Source organism: Candidatus Epulonipiscium viviparus, from assembly GCF_030708075.1.
GTDB classification, from domain to species: Bacteria; Bacillota; Clostridia; order Lachnospirales; family Cellulosilyticaceae; genus Epulonipiscioides; species Epulonipiscioides viviparus.
The window spans coordinates 2,325,126-2,342,731 of record NZ_CP117982.1; the positions used below are offsets into that span (position 1 = coordinate 2,325,126).

Here is a 17,606-nt window from a genome sequence, read left to right on the forward strand (position 1 = left end):
GAGGATTTAAAAGCCACTGCTGCTATAAAGATTTACTGAGTTATGATAGAAATTGGAGCGGTTTTCTTTGCGAGTGTGTCGTGGTTTAGACTAATAGTGAGAGTGTTTGGTGCCCACGTTACAGTTGCATGTAAATAGTCTCTCAAGAAATATACGGGAACCATTATGGTATCGTTAACCTTCTCGACCGGAGCGGCTAATTGCTGTAAAACTCCATTGACGAACGCTATATTTTTACCGATTTCTAGCTGAGCTTTAGTTTTTCCTTGCGTAATTGTTAGTTGCGTATCCGAATCAAATATTATGGAGAGCTTGAGCGCACCGGCAACGTCTTGGAGAGGTACAAGCATGGTGCCATTAAGCAAGTATGGTTCTGCAGAAGGCACTATTTTTGCTGTATCAATAAACAAATTTAGAGGCTTATTGGGGTCGTCAGTGCCAAAGAGCGCTTCTAGTTGCCCTCGTACATTGCCAGTATTTTTTCTAATGATATCGCTGATCGCAAAGAATACGCTTCCTTTGATTTCTGGGTATAGATCATTGAGAAGAATTTGGGTGGTGATCTCCTCCGCCACGGCATCTTTGTATATCCCTTGCCCAATATACAAATCAACATTGGTATTTTTGACCTCCTCAGCCCACCACTTAACTAGCACTTCGTAGCTAGCGACGGGATTGTCTATTTCCCAATAAATTTGAGGAACTACATAATCAATCCATTCGTTTTGGATCCAGGCTCTTGTGTCTGCATATACGGCGTAATACGAATTCCAGCCTGCAGAGGTTTCGGATCCTGTAATATCTGTAATAGAGTCTTTCCAAATCCCAATGGGGCTGATTCCAAACTCGACATTCGGCTTGATCTGTTTGATTGCAGTGTGAATGCGTTTAACCATATCGTTTACATGGTTGCGTCGGGTAGTTGCAGTTTTGCCGTTGCCATCTTCACCTGCAGGTAATGGATACCAAGCGGGGTAAAAGTAATCGTCCATGTGAATGCCATCGACAGAATAATTTGTTACAATTTCTTTTACAGTTTCTTCGATATGCGATTTTACTTCATCGAGTTCTGGGTTGTAGTATAACGCATTTTTGTGAGTGATCAACATATCGGGATTTAATCTTGCGGGATGCGTTGCGACCAAAGTGTCTATCCCCTTGCCTGCGGTAGTGACGCGATACGGATTAATCCAGGCATGAAGTTTCATACCCCGCTTATGTGTCTGATCTATCATAAACGCAAGCGGGTCATATCCGGGATCTTGCCCTTGGGTACCCGTAAGTATTGCTGCCCATGGGTTTATCGCAGATTTGTATAATGCGTCAGCGCTGGGGCGAACCTGAACCATAACAGTGTTAAATCCAATTTCTTGAAGCTCATCTAAATATGAGATAAACTCAGCTTGTTGCGCTGCGGGGTTATTTCGATTTATAGAATTATACGGAAAATCTAATCCCCAAATACTGGAAATCCACACGGCTCTTACCTCTTCGTTCTGTGGACGCAATGGCGTTATCGGATTCTTCTTGTTGAGCGAATTTTTGTTCGGAATAAATTTCATACTGGGCAGCTCTTTGGGTACCAACAGCAATATCACTGCGGCCGTCACTATAGACCCGCCTAAAATCCAAGCTATAAATTTTTTGTTCATAGAAAAGTTCCTTTCTGCTCTATTCATTATGTTGTATTAAAACTGTTATGTCACCGATCAAAAAAATAATTCCCTAATTGATCGGTTAGAGAATTATGCGCTACATTCTATCATTTAGCAAATTTAGCATTTTTTGCAAGCTCGAGTAGTTGCGGACTTATATGGCAATGTCCACCAGGATTTTTTTCAAGATATTTTTGGTGATATTCTTCTGCCAAATAATAATTTTGTAGGGGCAAGTTTTCGACTACCACTGGGGTAGCGTACTTGTCTTGTAATTCTGCTAAGGCAGCTGCAACGACTGGCTCATCGGCTGGATCGACATAGTATACCCCTGTTCTATATTGCGTTCCCTCGTCGTTGCCCTGTTTATTAAGGCTGGTTGGGTCTATTGCGGCAAAGAAAGTTTGTAGCAAAAATTCGAGATCGATTTTATCTGGATCATACTCTACTTCTACCGCTTCGACAAACCCAGTCGCGTCTGTACAAACTTCTTTATATGTTGGAGATTCAACGTTACCATTGGCGAATCCCACGGTAGTTGCTGTTACACCGTCAATAAAGTTTAGAAATTTTTCGAGTCCCCAAAAGCAGCCTCCAGCGAGATAAATTTTTTTCATAATTGCCTCCTATTTATATATACTTAATGATAAATATTAGTCAATTTTTTGTTTTTTATACGTAAATTTTTAAAATTTTCCAAAAGTTTTTGGAAATAACTTATTAATTCTTTGGGTATAATATAGGCATTAACTATTTTGAAAAGGAGATAATAAATATGAACTCTATGGAAAGAATTGTTGCGACATTGGAACATAAAAAAGCAGACCGTGTACCAGTTTATCCATTGGTAAATAGTGTATCGCGGCAGACTTTGGGAATTAATTATGAAGAGTGGACCAAAGATTGGAAAAAATGTGCAGATGCTATTATAAAAACTACCGAAGAACTAGATCTAGATTGCATTAGTACATTGGTGGATTTATCTGTAGAAGCGGCAGATTTTGGCCAAGAATTACTGTATTTTGAAGATAAGGCTGCTTGCCCAAATCATAATAATAGATTGCTCCAAGATGTTGAAGATTACGCAACACTTAAGGCTGTGGATCCGCGCAAAACTCCTAGAATGAGTGAGCATATCGAGATGGCAAAGTATTTGGTTGAGCAAAAGGGCAAGGATGTTCCGATTGTAGGATTTGTCTTTGGTCCGCTCGGAATACTGAGTATGTTGCGTGGGCAAGAAGATTTGTTTATAGAGTTGATAACCGATTCAGAAGAAATTCATCCCGCATTAATTGAGATCACCAAAACGCTCAAGGAATTTTGTGGCGCACTCATTGATGTTGGCGTAAATGCTATTATGTTTGACACGCTTTATGCTTCTGCATCTATTATGAGCGAGGCTATGTGGGAAGAGTTTGAAGGTGGGTATATTCAAGAACTTTCAGAATACGTTAGAAGCCGAGGCTGCTTAGTGATGTTGCATAACTGCGGGCAGAGTGCTTATTTCGAAGCGCAAATTAATCGAATGCACCCAGCGTTAATTTCATTTTTGCACATTCCTTTTGGATGCTCATCTTACGAAGAAACAAAAGAGAAATTTGGTGACCAAGTCGTGCTGATGGGTGCAATTGATCCGGGATGGCTTATGACCGCAACCGATGAGCAAGTTTGTGAAAAATCTAAAGAAATGATCGATATATTTGGCAAGGATGGTGGCTTTGTATTGGCTACTGGATGCGAATATCCGGCGTGCCTTAATTTTGATAAAGCAAAAGCGATGGTAGAGACAGCAAAAACGTATGGTAAATATTAAAAAATAGAATATCAAAGTAATATTTTGTAGGAGGATGTTATGGATGTATTAGAATTGAAAGAACGCTTGTTAGAAATCGATAAGGTTATTGCAGCTGGAGATCATAAGGATAACTGGAGAAGTCTTATAAAGCACAAAGTACCAGATTGGTATAGAGATGCAAAATTTGGAATATTTATCCATTGGGGAGTTTATGCTGTTCCTGCGTTTAAAAATGAATGGTATCCGAATTTTATGTATCGCAATTTTGGAGGTGCCAGCGGCGTCTATGCGCACCATAGAGAAGTGTATGGTAAAGATTTTGAGTATCGTGATTTTGTACCAATGTTTAAGGCCGAAAAATTTAATGCCGATGAATGGGCAGAGTTATTTAAACAAGCGGGAGCAAAGTTTGTAATGCCTGTTGCCGAGCATTGTGATGGATTTCAGATGTATGACAGTGAGCTTTCAGATTGGTGTGCCAGCAAGAAGGGACCAATGAAGGATACTCTTGGCTTGCTAAAGAGTGCGGTAGAGAAACGGGATATGACCTTGTGTGCGTCGTCGCATCGAATGGAGCACTACTGGTTTATGGGCTGGATGCGCGAAATGGAAGAAAATCCTGTTACCACTGAGTTTCCGTATGGCGATATGTATTGGCCTTCCCACAAAGATTTGTTTGACTTAGATGATGGTGAACAAACTCGTACGCACGGTGCGGTAAATTTGGTGAATATGGATGAGCTATTCATGCAAGACTGGTTGGTTAGATGTTGCGAAATAGTAGATAAGTATCAGCCGAAAATAATGTATTTCGATTGGTGGATACAAGTGGCACCGATGAAGCCGTATCTCAAGAAATTTGCTGCATACTATTATAACAGAGCAAATGAGTGGGGAGAAGAAGTTACGATCAACTATAAAAACGATGCCTTTGCACATACTTCTGCTGTAAAAGATATCGAACGAGGTCAGCTTAGCGGAATCTCGCCATACTTTTGGCAAAACGATACGTCTGTTGCGCGAAATTCGTGGTGTTATACAGTGGGCAATGAATACAAACCACCTAGCGAAGTCATTGCCACTCTGGTAGATGTTGTCGCAAAGAACGGCTCATTGCTTCTTAATATTGGACCTAAGGCAGACGGAACAATTCCAGACGAAGACGCGCATATCCTTCGAGAGGTTGGAAAGTGGCTTGCAGTTAATGGGGAAGCTATTTATGGTTCGTATCCTTGGAGAAAGTTTGGTGAAGGACCGACCGTAACAGAAGAAGGACATTTTAGTGACATGAAATATAAAGGCTACACAACATCCGATTTCCGTTTTACGTGTAATGATACGAATATGTATATTTTTGCCATGAAATGGCCTGCAGATGGAATAGTTCAGATCAAAACTCTTGGTGCAGTACAAAGAGGCAACCAGTTTAATGCTGTTATCAAGAATGTTTCGATTTTGGGTCAGGATGAATGTTCGTATAGATTGTGCGATGAGCATCTAACAGTTATTGGTCCAAAAATTAAAACTGATTCTCCGGTAGTAATTAAATTAGAACTCGATTAAGCCTTGAAATTTTAACAAAACCTCCTATACTTATTCAGGTAATCTAATTTGAATAAACTGGAGGTTTTTTTTATGAAAGAAAAAGTTGTATTAGCATTTTCGGGTGGATTAGACACATCAGTTATTGTTCCGTGGCTTCGAGAAAACTACGATTATGATGTTATCGCCGTATGTATTAATGTAGGTCAGGACAAAGAACTTACTGGGCTTGAAGACAGAGCAAAAGCAATGGGTGTCGCAAAGTTGTATATAGAAGACGTAAAGGAAGAATTTGCCAAAGATTACATTTTTCCTATGCTAAAATCCGGAGCCATATATGAGTCTCGTTATTATCTAGGCACATCTATCGCGCGACCACTAATAGCAAAAGTGTTAGTTGAGATTGCTATCAAAGAAAATGCTGTTGCTATCTGTCATGGTTGTACAGGCAAAGGAAATGATCAGGTGCGCTTCGAACTTGCTATAAAATCGCTGGCTCCGCATATACAAATCATTGCTCCATGGCGAATTTGGGATATTACTTCACGCGATCAGGAAATCGAGTATTTGCAACAAAGAAATCTGCCAGTGCCCATGAAAAAAGAGGAAAGCTATAGTCGTGATCTAAATCTATGGCATATTTCGCATGAGGGATTGGATTTAGAAAACCCTGAGAATGCGCCAAATTATGATACCCTCTTAAAGTTGGGAACTTATCCTGAAAAAGCTCCAGAAAATGCAGAGACGATTACGATTACCTTCGAAAAAGGTGAGCCTACGCATCTAAACGACCAAGCTTTGTCTCCTGCCAAACTTATAGAAGAGCTTAATAAACTTGGCGGAAAGCATGGTATTGGAATCGAGGATATCGTAGAAAATAGAGTGGTTGGCATGAAGTCTAGAGGCGTATATGAAACTCCGGGAGGCAAGATTTTGTATTATGCGCATGAGATGATAGAGCATCTAACGCTAGATCGTGAAACTTATCAGTATAAGCAGCAGGTGGCGCTTGAATATTCACGGTTGATATATGATGGAAAATGGTTTACACCGCTTCGTGACGCCCTCGCTGCTTTTGTAGATAGCACCCAAAGGTTTGTGTCCGGAAAAGTGACTTTAAAACTATATAAAGGAAATATTATTTCTCAGGGTGCAGCATCTAAGTATTCGTTATATAGCGAAGATTTAGCAAGCTTTACAACCGGAGACTTATATAATCATCACGATGCCGATGGATTTATTACGCTATTTGGGTTGCCATCAAAAGTACGTGCGTTAATGCATCAAAAGAATGAGGGCAAATAGATGAAACTATGGGATGGAAGGTTTACAAAGCCGACGGATTCTATGACCGACCATTTTAATTCGTCGCTATCGTTTGATTATCGAATGTATCAGCAAGATATCGCCGGGAGCATAGCTCATGTGAAGATGCTGGGCAAGCAGGGGATCATTACGCCTCAAGAGAGTGAGCAGATACAACAAGGGCTGGAGAAGCTACTACTTGACATAAAGATGGGAAAAGTAAGTCTTGCGCAAAAGAGCGAAGATATTCATATGCTACTGGAGACGTTGCTAACCGAGCGCATTGGTGATGTGGGCAAAAAGCTGCATACTGGGCGCAGTCGCAATGATCAAGTGGCGGTGGATATGAGGTTGTATCTAAAAGACGAAATTCTGGAAATAAAGCAACTGATTTTGGATCTGCTGCAAACAATTTATGATATGGCAAAACAGCATAAGGACACGTTTATGCCGGGGTATACGCATTTGCAACGGGCTCAGCCGATTTCGTTTGCGCATCATTTGTTAGCTTATTTTGAAATGTTTAAGCGAGATTATAAGCGCTTTGAATTTGCACGTGAGATGGCAGACTCTATGCCGCTTGGATCTGGCGCATTAGCAACTACGACGTATCCATTAGATAGAAATTATACCGCGCAGTTGCTAGGTTTTAAGGAAGTTTGTCAAAACAGTTTAGACGGTGTATCGGACAGAGATTTTTGCTTAGACTTTTTGTATGCCTGTGCCAATATGGCAATGCACCTGAGTCGATTTAGCGAAGAGCTAATAATCTTTAATTCGCATGAGTTTAAATTTATTGAGTTGGATGACGCCTATAGTACAGGAAGCTCGATTATGCCACAAAAGAAAAATCCTGATATTGCGGAGTTAGTAAGAGGCAAAAGTGGTCGTGTGTATGGAAATCTTGTCGCATTGCTAACTACATTAAAAGGGCTTCCGTTGGCGTATAATAAGGATATGCAAGAGGATAAGGAAGCCGTGTTTGATAGTCTCGATACTGTTAAGATGGCTTTGCCTATTTTTACAAAAATGCTAAGCACCATCACAGTAAACAAGGATCAGATGTATGACGCAGCGGCAGGCGGCTTTACCAACGCAACAGATGCTGCAGATTATTTGGTGAAGAAAGGTGTCGCTTTTAGAGATGCGCATCATATCATCGGAAAATTGGTGTTGATTTGTACAAACAGCGGATACACATTGGAGACGTTGCCTCTGTCAGAATATCAAAAAATATCAGAAATATTTGATAACGATATCTACGATGCCATTGCAATAAAAACTTGTGTATTAGACAGAAACGTGCTTGGTGGGCCGGCACCAGAGGCAGTTTCAACGCATCTTAAATTAGCTTGCGAAATGCTTGCAACAGAAAGAGGTATTTCACCAGTTGAAAATTAGTTAAAGTTTAATAAATATGTATAGCGTACGCAAAGATTCTCCTAAGATGATCTAATTATATTTGGTTACTTTTGGGAGAATTGCTAAAATTTGAGATCTAAACAATATGATTGTAACGCACTTTTTATGAAAATATAATATTGGTTACATATTATTAATAATTATATTGCAACTATGCATGTTTTATATTATAATAAAAAAGCATGTCAATCTATATAATTCTTTTAAAAGGAGGGGCTTATGAATTCAGCATTTTTTACACAATTTTTAATGATCAGTCAATATCAGACATTAATATTTATTGTTGCGCTAATTGCTTTATTTGTAGTAATGAATCAACTTCAAAAGAAAAAAATTAGTTTTTCTAAACGAATGTTGATTAGCACTGGTCTAGGTTTATTGCTTGGGATAGGCATTCAGGCAATGTCAGGCTTTAGTGATGCGCCAATGGAAGTAACCTTTGTTGCAGAAACTACAAAATGGTATAGCCTATTTGGCGATGGATTTATGGACTTAATTAGAATGTTAGTTATTCCGTTAATCGTGGTTTCTATCATTCATGTAATCATCAATATGAAAGAAGGTATTCAGCTTGGTAAATTAGTAAGAACAACGTTAATAGTAACAACGATAATGGTTGCTATTTCTGTAGTGTTAGGGCTAGTTGTTGGAGTTGCCTTTGGTTTGGGTGGTGGCGCAGTAGCAGAAGGTACTGCAAAAATGAGATCAGTTACAAATGTTGTGGATATGCTATTAGATTTATTACCTGCAAATCCAATCGAAGCAATGGCGGAAACAAATATAATCGCATTGGTTATCTTTTCGGCGTTCTTTGGGCTTGGGGCTAAGCGAATGTCCAAAAAATATATGGATGTTGTAAAGCCGTTTTTTGATTTAATAAATGCATTACACAAAATTATAATGAGTATTGCGATGACCGTTATTAGATGGATGCCTTATGCGGTTATAGCGTTGCTGGCAAAAACTATTGCTCAAAGAGGTTTGGCAAGTATTTTAGAAGTTGGAATGTTTATCATAGCGCTCTACATAGCTGTCGCTATAATGTTTTGTATTCAGTTGGTAGTATTGGCTATTATGGGTATAAATCCAAAAGCGTATGTAAAGAAAGGTTTGTCAGTAATCATCTTAGCGTTTACATCTAGGTCTAGCGTAGGATGTTTGCCTATGACAGTGGAAACACTCACAAAGCAAATGGGCGTCAACGATGGAACGGCCAGTTTTGTTGCAGGGTTTGGAACTACTGCAGGCATGCAAGGGTGCGCGGGTATTTTCCCTGCTATGTTGCTAGTATATATAGCGAATCTAAATGGAATCGCTCTTGATCTAAACTTTATCATGATGAGTATTATTGTTGTGACGTTAGGATCATTTGGAATTGCGGGAATTCCTGGTACATCTACCATGGCTGCCTCGGTTGCGCTCTCTGGAACAGGCTTGGGACATTTATTCCCAATGGTTAGCCCGATCATTGCTGTTGATCCTCTTATTGACATGGCAAGAACTGCTTTGAATGTTTCTGGTGCAATGGTAAATGCTATTATTGTAGATAAAACTATGGGTCAAATAAATATGGAAACATATAACAATATGGATTTAAAAAAAGTTGTTGAAGAAGTGGCCTAAAAAGGAGAATTGAATATGAAAATAGTTATAATTGGCGGAATTGCTGCCGGGATGAGTGCGGCGGCTAAGTTTAGAAGATTAGATAAAGAGTCTGAAGTTGTAGTATATGAAAAATCAAGCTACGTATCATTTGGGGCTTGTGGATTGCCATATTTTGTGGGAGATTTCTTTAAAAATGAAGAAGAAATGATAGTGAGAACTCCTCAAAAGTATCGCGAAGCGGGAATTGATGTTAAGGAAAGACACGAAGTTTTAAGCGTAAATACAGCGAAGAAAACTTTGCAAGTAAAAAATCTATATACATTAGAAGTTTTTGAAGATAGCTATGACAAGTTGGTGATTGCAACGGGAGCTACAACGATTATGCCAAAGATTGCGTTAATCGAGCATGCCTATACGCTTAGAACTTTATCAGAAGGTAGAGTTTTACGTAAAAAAATACGAGAAGCAAAGCATGTTACTATAATAGGGGCAGGATTTATAGGTCTAGAGGTTGCAGATGCCGCGAAGCATTTGGGCAAAGATGTTGAAGTATTTCAACTTGAGGAGCGAGTTTTAACAGAGTCGTTTGACAAGGAAATTACTGATATATTGGAAAGAGAGCTTAGAAGCAAAGGTGTTAAGATTCATACAAACACCGCTGTTGAAGCTATCCTGGCAAGGGGCGCGCGAATTGCAAGTGTGAGAACTACTGAAAACGATACAATTAATACAGATATTGTAGTTATAGCGACAGGTGTTAAGCCTGCAACTCAGTTTCTTGCTAACTCAGGAATAAAAATGGCAAAAAATGGTGCTATCATAGTTGATAAGCAGGGCAAAACTTCTGCTGCAGATGTATATGCGGCAGGCGACTGTGCAACGATTCCTCATAAGTTAAAAGAAGAAGCTTATATACCTCTTGCTACTGGTGCGAATAAATTAGGTCGCGTAATTGGAGAAAACTTAGCAGGTCAAGATGTAGAATTCGCTGGAACGCTAGGCTCTAGCTGCTTAAAAGTTTTGGACATGGAGATCGCAAAGACAGGACTTAACGAGAGAGAAGCTAAGGAGTTGGGAATTAATTATGCGGCGGTATTGGTTGCAGATAAAGATCACACCAGCTACTATCCAGGTCAATCTGATATACATGTAAAATTGATATATAATAAGGATACCAAAGCTATACTTGGCGGCCAAATCATTGGAAAATCTGGCGTAGTGGGTCGTGTAAATGCACTAGCAGTTGCGATATATGCCGGGCTTACTCCTAGCGATCTTGGAATGATGGACTTTTGTTATGCGCCACCATTCGCTAGAACTTGGGATGTATTGAATATTGTAGGCAATGTAGTTAAATAAATTAATTGGAATAGAGGCTTGACAGAGCATAAAATCAGATGGTATATTATGGATAAAAGATTCGTCACGTGACTAGAGAAAGGCAATGACTGAACTTTTAAATAAACAGTAATTGGAGATTTAAAGATGGAAACACAAGTGTACAATGAATATTTAAGTATTTTGAGAGAAGAATTAGTTCCGGCAATGGGATGCACAGAACCAATAGCAATAGCCTTTGTTGCTGCCAAAGCGCGTGAAGTTTTGGGAGAGATGCCAGATAAAATAGTAGTTAAATGTAGTGGAAACATGATAAAAAATACTATGTGCGTAACAGTTCCCAATACAGGAGATTTGACAGGGATAGAGGCCAGTGCCATAATTGGCGCAATTGCGGGTGATGCATCTAAAGAGTTGGAGGTGATTAGCTCTGTTACTGATGAGCAAATCGAAAAGACAAAAGAACTTTTGAATGCTAAATTTTGTACGGTGTTACATCTAGATAGTTCATTATTGTTACATGTGATAGTGGAAGTCTATAAGGGCGAGCATGTGGCAACTGCAGAAATAACAGAAGCGCATACTCATATAAGCAAAATCACAAAGGATGGGCAAGTGTTATTTTATGAGCCAGATAATAATAAATACCTTGGGAAATTTACTAATCGAGATAATCTAAGCGTTTGTAGAATATATGAATTTGCAAATACCGTTGAAATAGCAGAGGTTAAGGACCTACTCGACTTGCAGATTGAATACAATATGGCAATGGCGCAAGAAGGCTTAACTGGAAAATACGGACTGGGTATTGGTAAAGTTATATTGAGATCACACGGAGATGGCGGTCTTGATAGAAAGATTAAAGCTTATACTGCTGCAGGGTCGGAAGCACGAATGAGCGGAAGCGCTTTACCAGTAGTTACCAATTCCGGCAGCGGAAACCAAGGTATGGCATCGTCTATTCCTATCGTTATGTATGCAGAAGAAATGGGGATTAATCAAGAAAAACTTTATCGCGGATTGGTCTTTTCAAATTTAATTACGATTCATCAAAAGACGCTAATAGGAAGACTAAGTGCGTTTTGCGGGGTGGTTAGTGCGTCTTGCGCTAGTGGAGCGGCTATGACATATTTATCAAATGGAACTTTAGATCAAATTAATATGACAATCACAAATACACTGGCAAACGTTTCTGGAATTGTATGCGATGGGGCAAAAGCCTCTTGCGGTGCCAAAATAGCATCAAGCCTCGACGCCGCAATCATGGCGCATCATTTGGCTATGGAAAATCAAAGTTATCGACCACGCACCGGAATTTTAAAAGATGATATAGAAGCTACAATAGCTGCCATAGGAAGACTTGGAAAATACGGTATGCATGGCACCGATAAAGAGATTCTCGACATTATGCTAAATGTGGAACGAACTGTTTAAACAAAGGGCACCCTCTTAATGGGGTGTCTTTTTTGATGCAAAAAACTCTCCCGAAGGAGAGCATATAAAAGGAAAGCATTTAATTGGTTGTAATAGTAACACCATCAGGCAATTCTCTGCCCAATGCATTCCATTCAGCTGCAGTACCTAAGAATGAAATTTCCAACGCTTCAATATTCGCGAAGACGTCATAGCCTAGGTATGTTAGCCCTGCAGGAAGCTCTAGTCGCGTAAGTGCCGTTGCCGCAAATACGTGGTCACCGATCGATGTTACAGTTGATGGAATTGTGACAGTTGCTAAATTATTACAATATGAGAATACTCCATCTGCAATGTCAGGTAGCCCCTCTGGAAGCGTGACCTCTGTTAATGCCAGACATCCAGCGAAGGCATTGCTTCCAATGTTACTTATATTAGCCGGGAAATCTACGGATTCGAGACTTACACAATTTTCGAATGCAGAAGTGCCAATTGTTGCCAAATTGCTGTTCAAATTTAATGTTTCTAGATTGGAGCATCCAATGAATGCGCTGTTGCCTATGGATTCTACATTTGCCGGAATATTGAGTGTTGTTAATCCGCGGGATTCGGCAAAGGCAAAGTCACTAATAAATGTTAGGCCCTCTGGTAAGTCAGGATCATCGAGACTGTGACAATCTGCAAATGCGTACGAATTAATAACGGTAACTCCAGGAATGTTGATTGATTCTAAGCGAGAGCATCCGTAGAAAGTGCGGTATGAAATTTGTGTGACAGACTCAGGAAGACTGATCGATGTGAGGCTACGGCAGTTGTAGAACGCGCTATCACCAATATACTCAACGCCTGCTGGAATGTTTACTTCTGCCAACGAATAGCAGTTAACAAATGCATTGTCTCCGATATAAGTTACCGAATCCGGAATGCTAAGCTCCTTGAGTGTAGAACGATCGTAGAATGCATAGTTTCCGATGCTTGTAACAGCAACACCGTTGATTTCGGCCGGAATGTGTGCTTTAGTTATGGCCCCATCGGTTGCTAAAATTTGCCCAGTTTGAGAATCAAATTGAATCATTCCGCCTTCGATTCCGTCAACAGTAAGCCACGCTTCTGGTCCAATTAAATCTTCTGGGTCGATCACTTCGTCGGGATCATCAGGATCTGTTGTTGCTGCAGCAGTTCGGAAAATTACTAGGGCATCGTTTGGAACGTGGATGTCAAATGAATTCCAAATATTTCGCTCGTTGCCAAAGAAGATCGTATCTAGTTTATCTAGGTTGCCAAAAACTCCGTCTGCTATTTGGGTAACTGGCCCAGAGATAATGATGGTTTCTAGCCTATCGCAGCTGTAAAATAAATCTTTGGCTAACTCGGTAACGCCTTCTGGAATCGAAATTGTTTTAATGTATGCACAGTTTTTGAATGCCGCTTCGCCAATGCTGGTGATGCCAGATGGCAAGTCTAGTTCTCTCAATTCGTCGCAGTCGTGGAATGCATATGCGCCAATTGAAGTTAATGAGGTTGGAAGCGTGATCTCTTTTAAGTTGCCGCAATTTTCGAATGCACGATCGCCAATTGTAGTAATTGTGTTAGGCAAAGTTACTTTGGAAATTCGTAGGGCCTTCGAGAATGCGCTATCTGCTATTGCAACGACAGTTACACCGTTGATTTTTTCCGGAATAACCGCGGAGGTGACGCTCTCCTCTACTTCTGTGATCGCTCCAGTTGCTTCGTTAAATTTGATCTGACCGCCTACAACTCCTTCGATAGCAATCCAGGCATTTGGATCGATAGGCCCAGTACTGCCTACTACAACTGTTACGCTCTCTGGAATATCCACTGCTAATGCGTCCCACTCGGCTTGTGTTCCTGCATAATAGATCAGGCTCAAATTTGGAGTGGAGTCGAATGCCGCATCGCCAACTGTAACAAGTGATTTTGGCCATATCAGAGTTTCTAAACTGTCGCACTTATCAAAGGCACGCAATTTTACTTCGGTTACGCCTTCTGAGAATGTGACTTTCGTGAGCTTTGGACTAGATGCAAATGCGCTAGACTCGATTACGGTGATGCTTGCTGGGATAGTGAGCTCCACAAGCGTTGCATGCTGATAAAATGCGTTTGAATCGATAGCAGTAACGCGTATTCCGTTGACAATTTCTGGAATATTTGCAATAGTTATGCCATCCTCAGCTGTTGTGATTACGCCGTTATCAATTTTGATTCTACCACCCTCGATGCCTTCAACTGTTAGCCACGCATCTGGATCAATAGGCCCTTGGCTCTCATAAACTACAATTGTGTTTGAAGATAACGATACTCCCAACGAAAGCCACTCAGCTTCAGTTCCTCCAAAATATATAGTTGCCAAGTTTTCGCAGTTGGCAAAAATGTCTGCTGCAGCAGATGTGACGGATTCTGGAAGTACAATGCTAACTAGCCCAGTACCTTTAAAGGCATTGTCCGAAATTGTGGTTACGCCATACGGGATGCGAACATTGGTTAGTGCTGTGAGATTTTCGAATGCTCCCGATCCGATTTCTAATACTGTAGCCCCATTTATTTTAGCAGGAATGTTGGCAGTTGTGATGGTATCCTGAGCATCGGTGATAGTGCCCGTGTCTTCATCAAATTTTATGGAGCCACCCACAATGCCTGCAACATCTCGCCACGCATCTGCAGAAATTGGGTATCGCTCATAATTTATTTGTACAGAAGATGGAATGCTGATCCCCAACGCTGACCATTGGGCTTGCGTGCCTTCAAAATATATCGTTGCTAATGAAGGGCAGTCTGCAAAGATATTGGATGCAGCAGAAGTTAATAGCGGTATTATGGCGGTGGTCAAGTTTGGACTTGCAGCAAAAGCTGATGCGCCAACGGACTCTATACCTTGCGGAATTGTCACCTTGGTTAGTGCGCTGTTGCCACGGAATGCGGATGCTCCGATAGCGGTAACTTTTATACCGTCAACAACTGCTGGAATGGTGCCATCTGCTATTAATGGATTTGCCGAAACGATGGTTCCGGTGTTTTTGTCAAATTTAACATTTTGCCCCATTACAGAATATGTTGGTTGAAGTTCATCGCTGAATGTTAGATCGTCTGGTCCATCGCTCTCTAAAATAATCGAAGCATCAAATGGAAGCGAGGCGTTGAGGGCTACCCACTCTTGCGCGGTACCTGCGTAATGCACTGTTATCTCGTTTGCCCATAACGCATCAGCGCCGACTTGAATGCCTTTTGGTAAAATTACAGTTTCGAGTGTATTGGCATCGACGAAGAGGTTGTTAGCAAGCGATGTGACTGCAATGTTGTTGATAGTTTCTGGAATTTTGAGAGATGTTATTGTATGTTGGACAGCTGTTATTTGCCCCGTTGCTGGATTAAATTTAATTTTGCCATCTACAGCACCAGGTATTGCAATCCAATCGTCTGGATCAATAGGTCCTAAATGTTCAAAGTACACAGTTGTAGTAGCTGCAAGTCTGGTTTTTAAGTTGTTCCACGCTTCTTCGGTTCCGGCAAAATAAATTGTCGTTATACTCTCTGGAAATGTTGTGTTTGCGAGAGATGAAGACGTACTGATTTTATTGACGGATGCCGGAATCGCTAATTCCTCGATTGCCGTATTGTAAAAAGCATTGAGACCGATCGAAACTAGCATCGATGGTAATTTTACTTTAGATAGATTGGTACAACCGTAGAATGTATTGGGTTCGAGAATTTGCAGTGAATCTGGAAGCGTGATGTCGGTTAGGCCGTCGCAAAACGCAAATGCTTGCTCGCCAATAGATGTTATAGAGTCTGGAAGAAGCATTGTCTTTAGCTTGTCACTATTATCATAGAAAGCTTGATGCCCGATTTTGGTTACTGTGTTTGGAAGCACAACTTCAGTGAGAGAAAAGTTCCATCTAAAAGCTGAATTGCCAATTGCGGTAACTGCAACACCGGCGATTTGACCCGGGATGGTTGCTGCAGTGATTGTGGATTCCGCAGCAGTGATTGTGCCTGACTCTTTATCAAACTTGACTCCACCGCCTAAAATTCCTTCTACTGGATGTAGCGTATTCCATTCTTCATCTGCTGTTGTATTACCATCAAATGCCATTGCGGTTTTTACAGAGATCCCGGTATCAAACGCTAGCCATTCTGCTTTGGTACCCGCAAAATATATTGTGGAGTCGATATATGGATTCCAAAATGTAGAGAGGTCAATATCGGCGTCGGTGGATTGTAAAGTTATTTCTGTTAAAGCTTTGGATCTTGCAAACGCAAAATCGCCTATGGATTTAACGCTAGCTGGGATGGTAACATTTGTGAGAGCATCGCAAAATTGGAATGCCTCTTTACCGATTGTTGTTATGCTATCTGGCAAGGTGAGCTCCACCAAATTTGTATTGCGCTGAAATACTTCTGGACCGATAGTAGTAACGGCTATTCCGTTTAGGGCTGCAGGAATGTTGGCAATAGTGATGGAATTTTCTGCGTCGGTGATTGCGCCCGTGCTAGCGTTAAACTTAATTTTGCCACCTTCTATGCCCGGTACTCGAACAAACTCATTGGGATCGATTGGTCCAATATTATCTGAAATTATAACAACATTATCTCGTATATCGATATTAAATAATTTCCACTTGTCTAGAGATCCGCCATAGTAAATAGTTTGTATTGTTGTGTTGCCTTGTACAATTGAGGGAGCGATTTGTGTGACAGAATCGGGGATAATCATGGTTTCGAGCGCTGTGTTTACAAACGCAGCTTCTCCGATTGATTGCAATCCTATAGGAAGAGCTAGTGTCGTTAGTTGAGTACAATTTTTAAAAGCGTCGTTTGCAATAGCATTAACTCGAACATCAATTGTGTTAAAGCCATCCATGAGCATAACGCCGTCTACGATAAATTCTGGGATGACTGCAGAAGTAATGGTTTCTTCTGCATCGGTAATGGTACCTGTTTTGAAATCAAACTTAATTTTGCCACCTTCTATTCCTGGTAAAGATACCCAATTTTCGGTTATTCCATAGTGGATTGCAGTATTTTGGGGAGCAATAAGGCCGGCGTCATTCCACTCAGCTCGTGATCCTTCAAAATATATAGTCTCTAGGCTGTCGCACCCGTTGAATGCTTTTACGCCACCAGTCGTAAAAGAAGCTGGAATTGTTATTGAGGTAAGTGCTTCACAATTTGTAAATGCGCTATCTCCGATGCGAGTTATAGTATTGGGCAATGTTATGTCCGTTACCAGCTTCGCATTGTAGAAGGCCGCCGCACCGATCTCGACGACGTCTTCACCATTAATTTGGCTAGGAATATCGGCAGAGGTGACGGTATCTTCAACATCTACAATGACTCCATTTGCAAATTTCACTCCACCACCGATCACTCCGTCAACTGTAATAAATTGAGATTCTACTGTATCATTGCAAACAACCGTGGTGTGCGGATCAGTCGTTGCAGCAAATGAGTCCCACACTGCTTGAGTGCCTCCAAAATCGATGCGCCCGAGGTTTGGACAATTCCAAAATGAT

The 17,606-nt window shown here is 40.7% G+C and carries 10 protein-coding genes; 7 read left to right on the plus strand and 3 right to left on the minus strand.

The annotated features are described in order from the left end of the window. Positions 1–32: 32 nt before the first annotated feature. Together PCY70_RS09685 and msrA are read right to left on the minus strand one after the other, a co-directional pair. Positions 33–1,652 (minus strand): family 10 glycosylhydrolase, encoded by a 1,620-nt coding sequence (locus tag PCY70_RS09685; RefSeq protein ID WP_305767199.1) that lies wholly within the window; start codon positions 1,650–1,652, stop codon positions 33–35. A gap of 110 nt (positions 1,653–1,762) precedes the next feature. Then, on the minus strand, positions 1,763–2,272 hold the full coding sequence (gene msrA / locus PCY70_RS09690) for a peptide-methionine (S)-S-oxide reductase MsrA (protein ID WP_305767200.1): 510 nt from the start codon (positions 2,270–2,272) through the stop codon (positions 1,763–1,765). A 158-nt stretch (positions 2,273–2,430) separates the two neighbouring features. Between msrA and PCY70_RS09695 the strand changes: the two genes are divergently transcribed. The 7 genes from PCY70_RS09695 (at position 2,431) to PCY70_RS09725 (ending at position 12,096) form a co-directional block, all read left to right on the plus strand. Continuing rightward, positions 2,431–3,468 (plus strand): uroporphyrinogen decarboxylase family protein, encoded by a 1,038-nt coding sequence (locus PCY70_RS09695; RefSeq protein ID WP_305767201.1) that lies wholly within the window; start codon positions 2,431–2,433, stop codon positions 3,466–3,468. 39 nt (positions 3,469–3,507) lie between these two features. Continuing rightward, the gene (locus PCY70_RS09700) at positions 3,508–5,013 is read left to right on the plus strand and encodes an alpha-L-fucosidase (protein ID WP_305767202.1); all 1,506 of its coding nucleotides are present in this window, start codon (positions 3,508–3,510) and stop codon (positions 5,011–5,013) included. Positions 5,014–5,085: 72 nt separating this feature from the next. Next, positions 5,086–6,297: an argininosuccinate synthase gene (locus tag PCY70_RS09705; protein WP_305767203.1), complete on the plus strand. Its 1,212-nt coding sequence runs from the start codon at positions 5,086–5,088 to the stop codon at positions 6,295–6,297. Beyond that, the gene (gene argH / locus PCY70_RS09710) at positions 6,298–7,698 is read left to right on the plus strand and encodes an argininosuccinate lyase (protein WP_029488069.1); all 1,401 of its coding nucleotides are present in this window, start codon (positions 6,298–6,300) and stop codon (positions 7,696–7,698) included. It abuts the gene before it with no gap. 240 nt (positions 7,699–7,938) lie between these two features. Beyond that, positions 7,939–9,342, plus strand: a complete 1,404-nt coding sequence (locus PCY70_RS09715) for a cation:dicarboxylate symporter family transporter (RefSeq protein ID WP_305767204.1) — start codon at positions 7,939–7,941, stop codon at positions 9,340–9,342. A gap of 15 nt (positions 9,343–9,357) precedes the next feature. Beyond that, positions 9,358–10,683, plus strand: coding sequence for a CoA-disulfide reductase (locus PCY70_RS09720; RefSeq protein ID WP_029488070.1), 1,326 nt, complete (start codon positions 9,358–9,360; stop codon positions 10,681–10,683). A gap of 126 nt (positions 10,684–10,809) precedes the next feature. Beyond that, the gene (locus PCY70_RS09725; RefSeq protein WP_305767205.1) at positions 10,810–12,096 is read left to right on the plus strand and encodes an L-cysteine desulfidase family protein; all 1,287 of its coding nucleotides are present in this window, start codon (positions 10,810–10,812) and stop codon (positions 12,094–12,096) included. 79 nt (positions 12,097–12,175) lie between these two features. Here the strand turns inward: PCY70_RS09725 and PCY70_RS09730 are convergent, their stop codons facing one another. Further along, positions 12,176–17,551 carry a leucine-rich repeat domain-containing protein gene (locus tag PCY70_RS09730; protein WP_305767206.1) on the minus strand — a complete coding sequence of 1,792 codons (5,376 nt, stop codon included), beginning with the start codon at positions 17,549–17,551 and terminating at the stop codon, positions 12,176–12,178. Positions 17,552–17,606: the final 55 nt, after the last annotated feature.

Excerpts from the sequence above, each read along its gene's own strand:
- PCY70_RS09685 (WP_305767199.1), bottom strand. The coding sequence starts at position 1,652 with ATGAACAAAAAATTTATAGCTTGGATTTTAGGCGGGTCTATAGTGACG.
- msrA (WP_305767200.1), bottom strand. The coding sequence starts at position 2,272 with ATGAAAAAAATTTATCTCGCTGGAGGCTGCTTTTGGGGACTCGAAAAA.
- PCY70_RS09695 (WP_305767201.1), top strand. The coding sequence starts at position 2,431 with ATGAACTCTATGGAAAGAATTGTTGCGACATTGGAACATAAAAAAGCA.
- PCY70_RS09700 (WP_305767202.1), top strand. The coding sequence starts at position 3,508 with ATGGATGTATTAGAATTGAAAGAACGCTTGTTAGAAATCGATAAGGTT.
- PCY70_RS09705 (WP_305767203.1), top strand. The coding sequence starts at position 5,086 with ATGAAAGAAAAAGTTGTATTAGCATTTTCGGGTGGATTAGACACATCA.
- argH (WP_029488069.1), top strand. The coding sequence starts at position 6,298 with ATGAAACTATGGGATGGAAGGTTTACAAAGCCGACGGATTCTATGACC.
- PCY70_RS09715 (WP_305767204.1), top strand. The coding sequence starts at position 7,939 with ATGAATTCAGCATTTTTTACACAATTTTTAATGATCAGTCAATATCAG.
- PCY70_RS09720 (WP_029488070.1), top strand. The coding sequence starts at position 9,358 with ATGAAAATAGTTATAATTGGCGGAATTGCTGCCGGGATGAGTGCGGCG.
- PCY70_RS09725 (WP_305767205.1), top strand. The coding sequence starts at position 10,810 with ATGGAAACACAAGTGTACAATGAATATTTAAGTATTTTGAGAGAAGAA.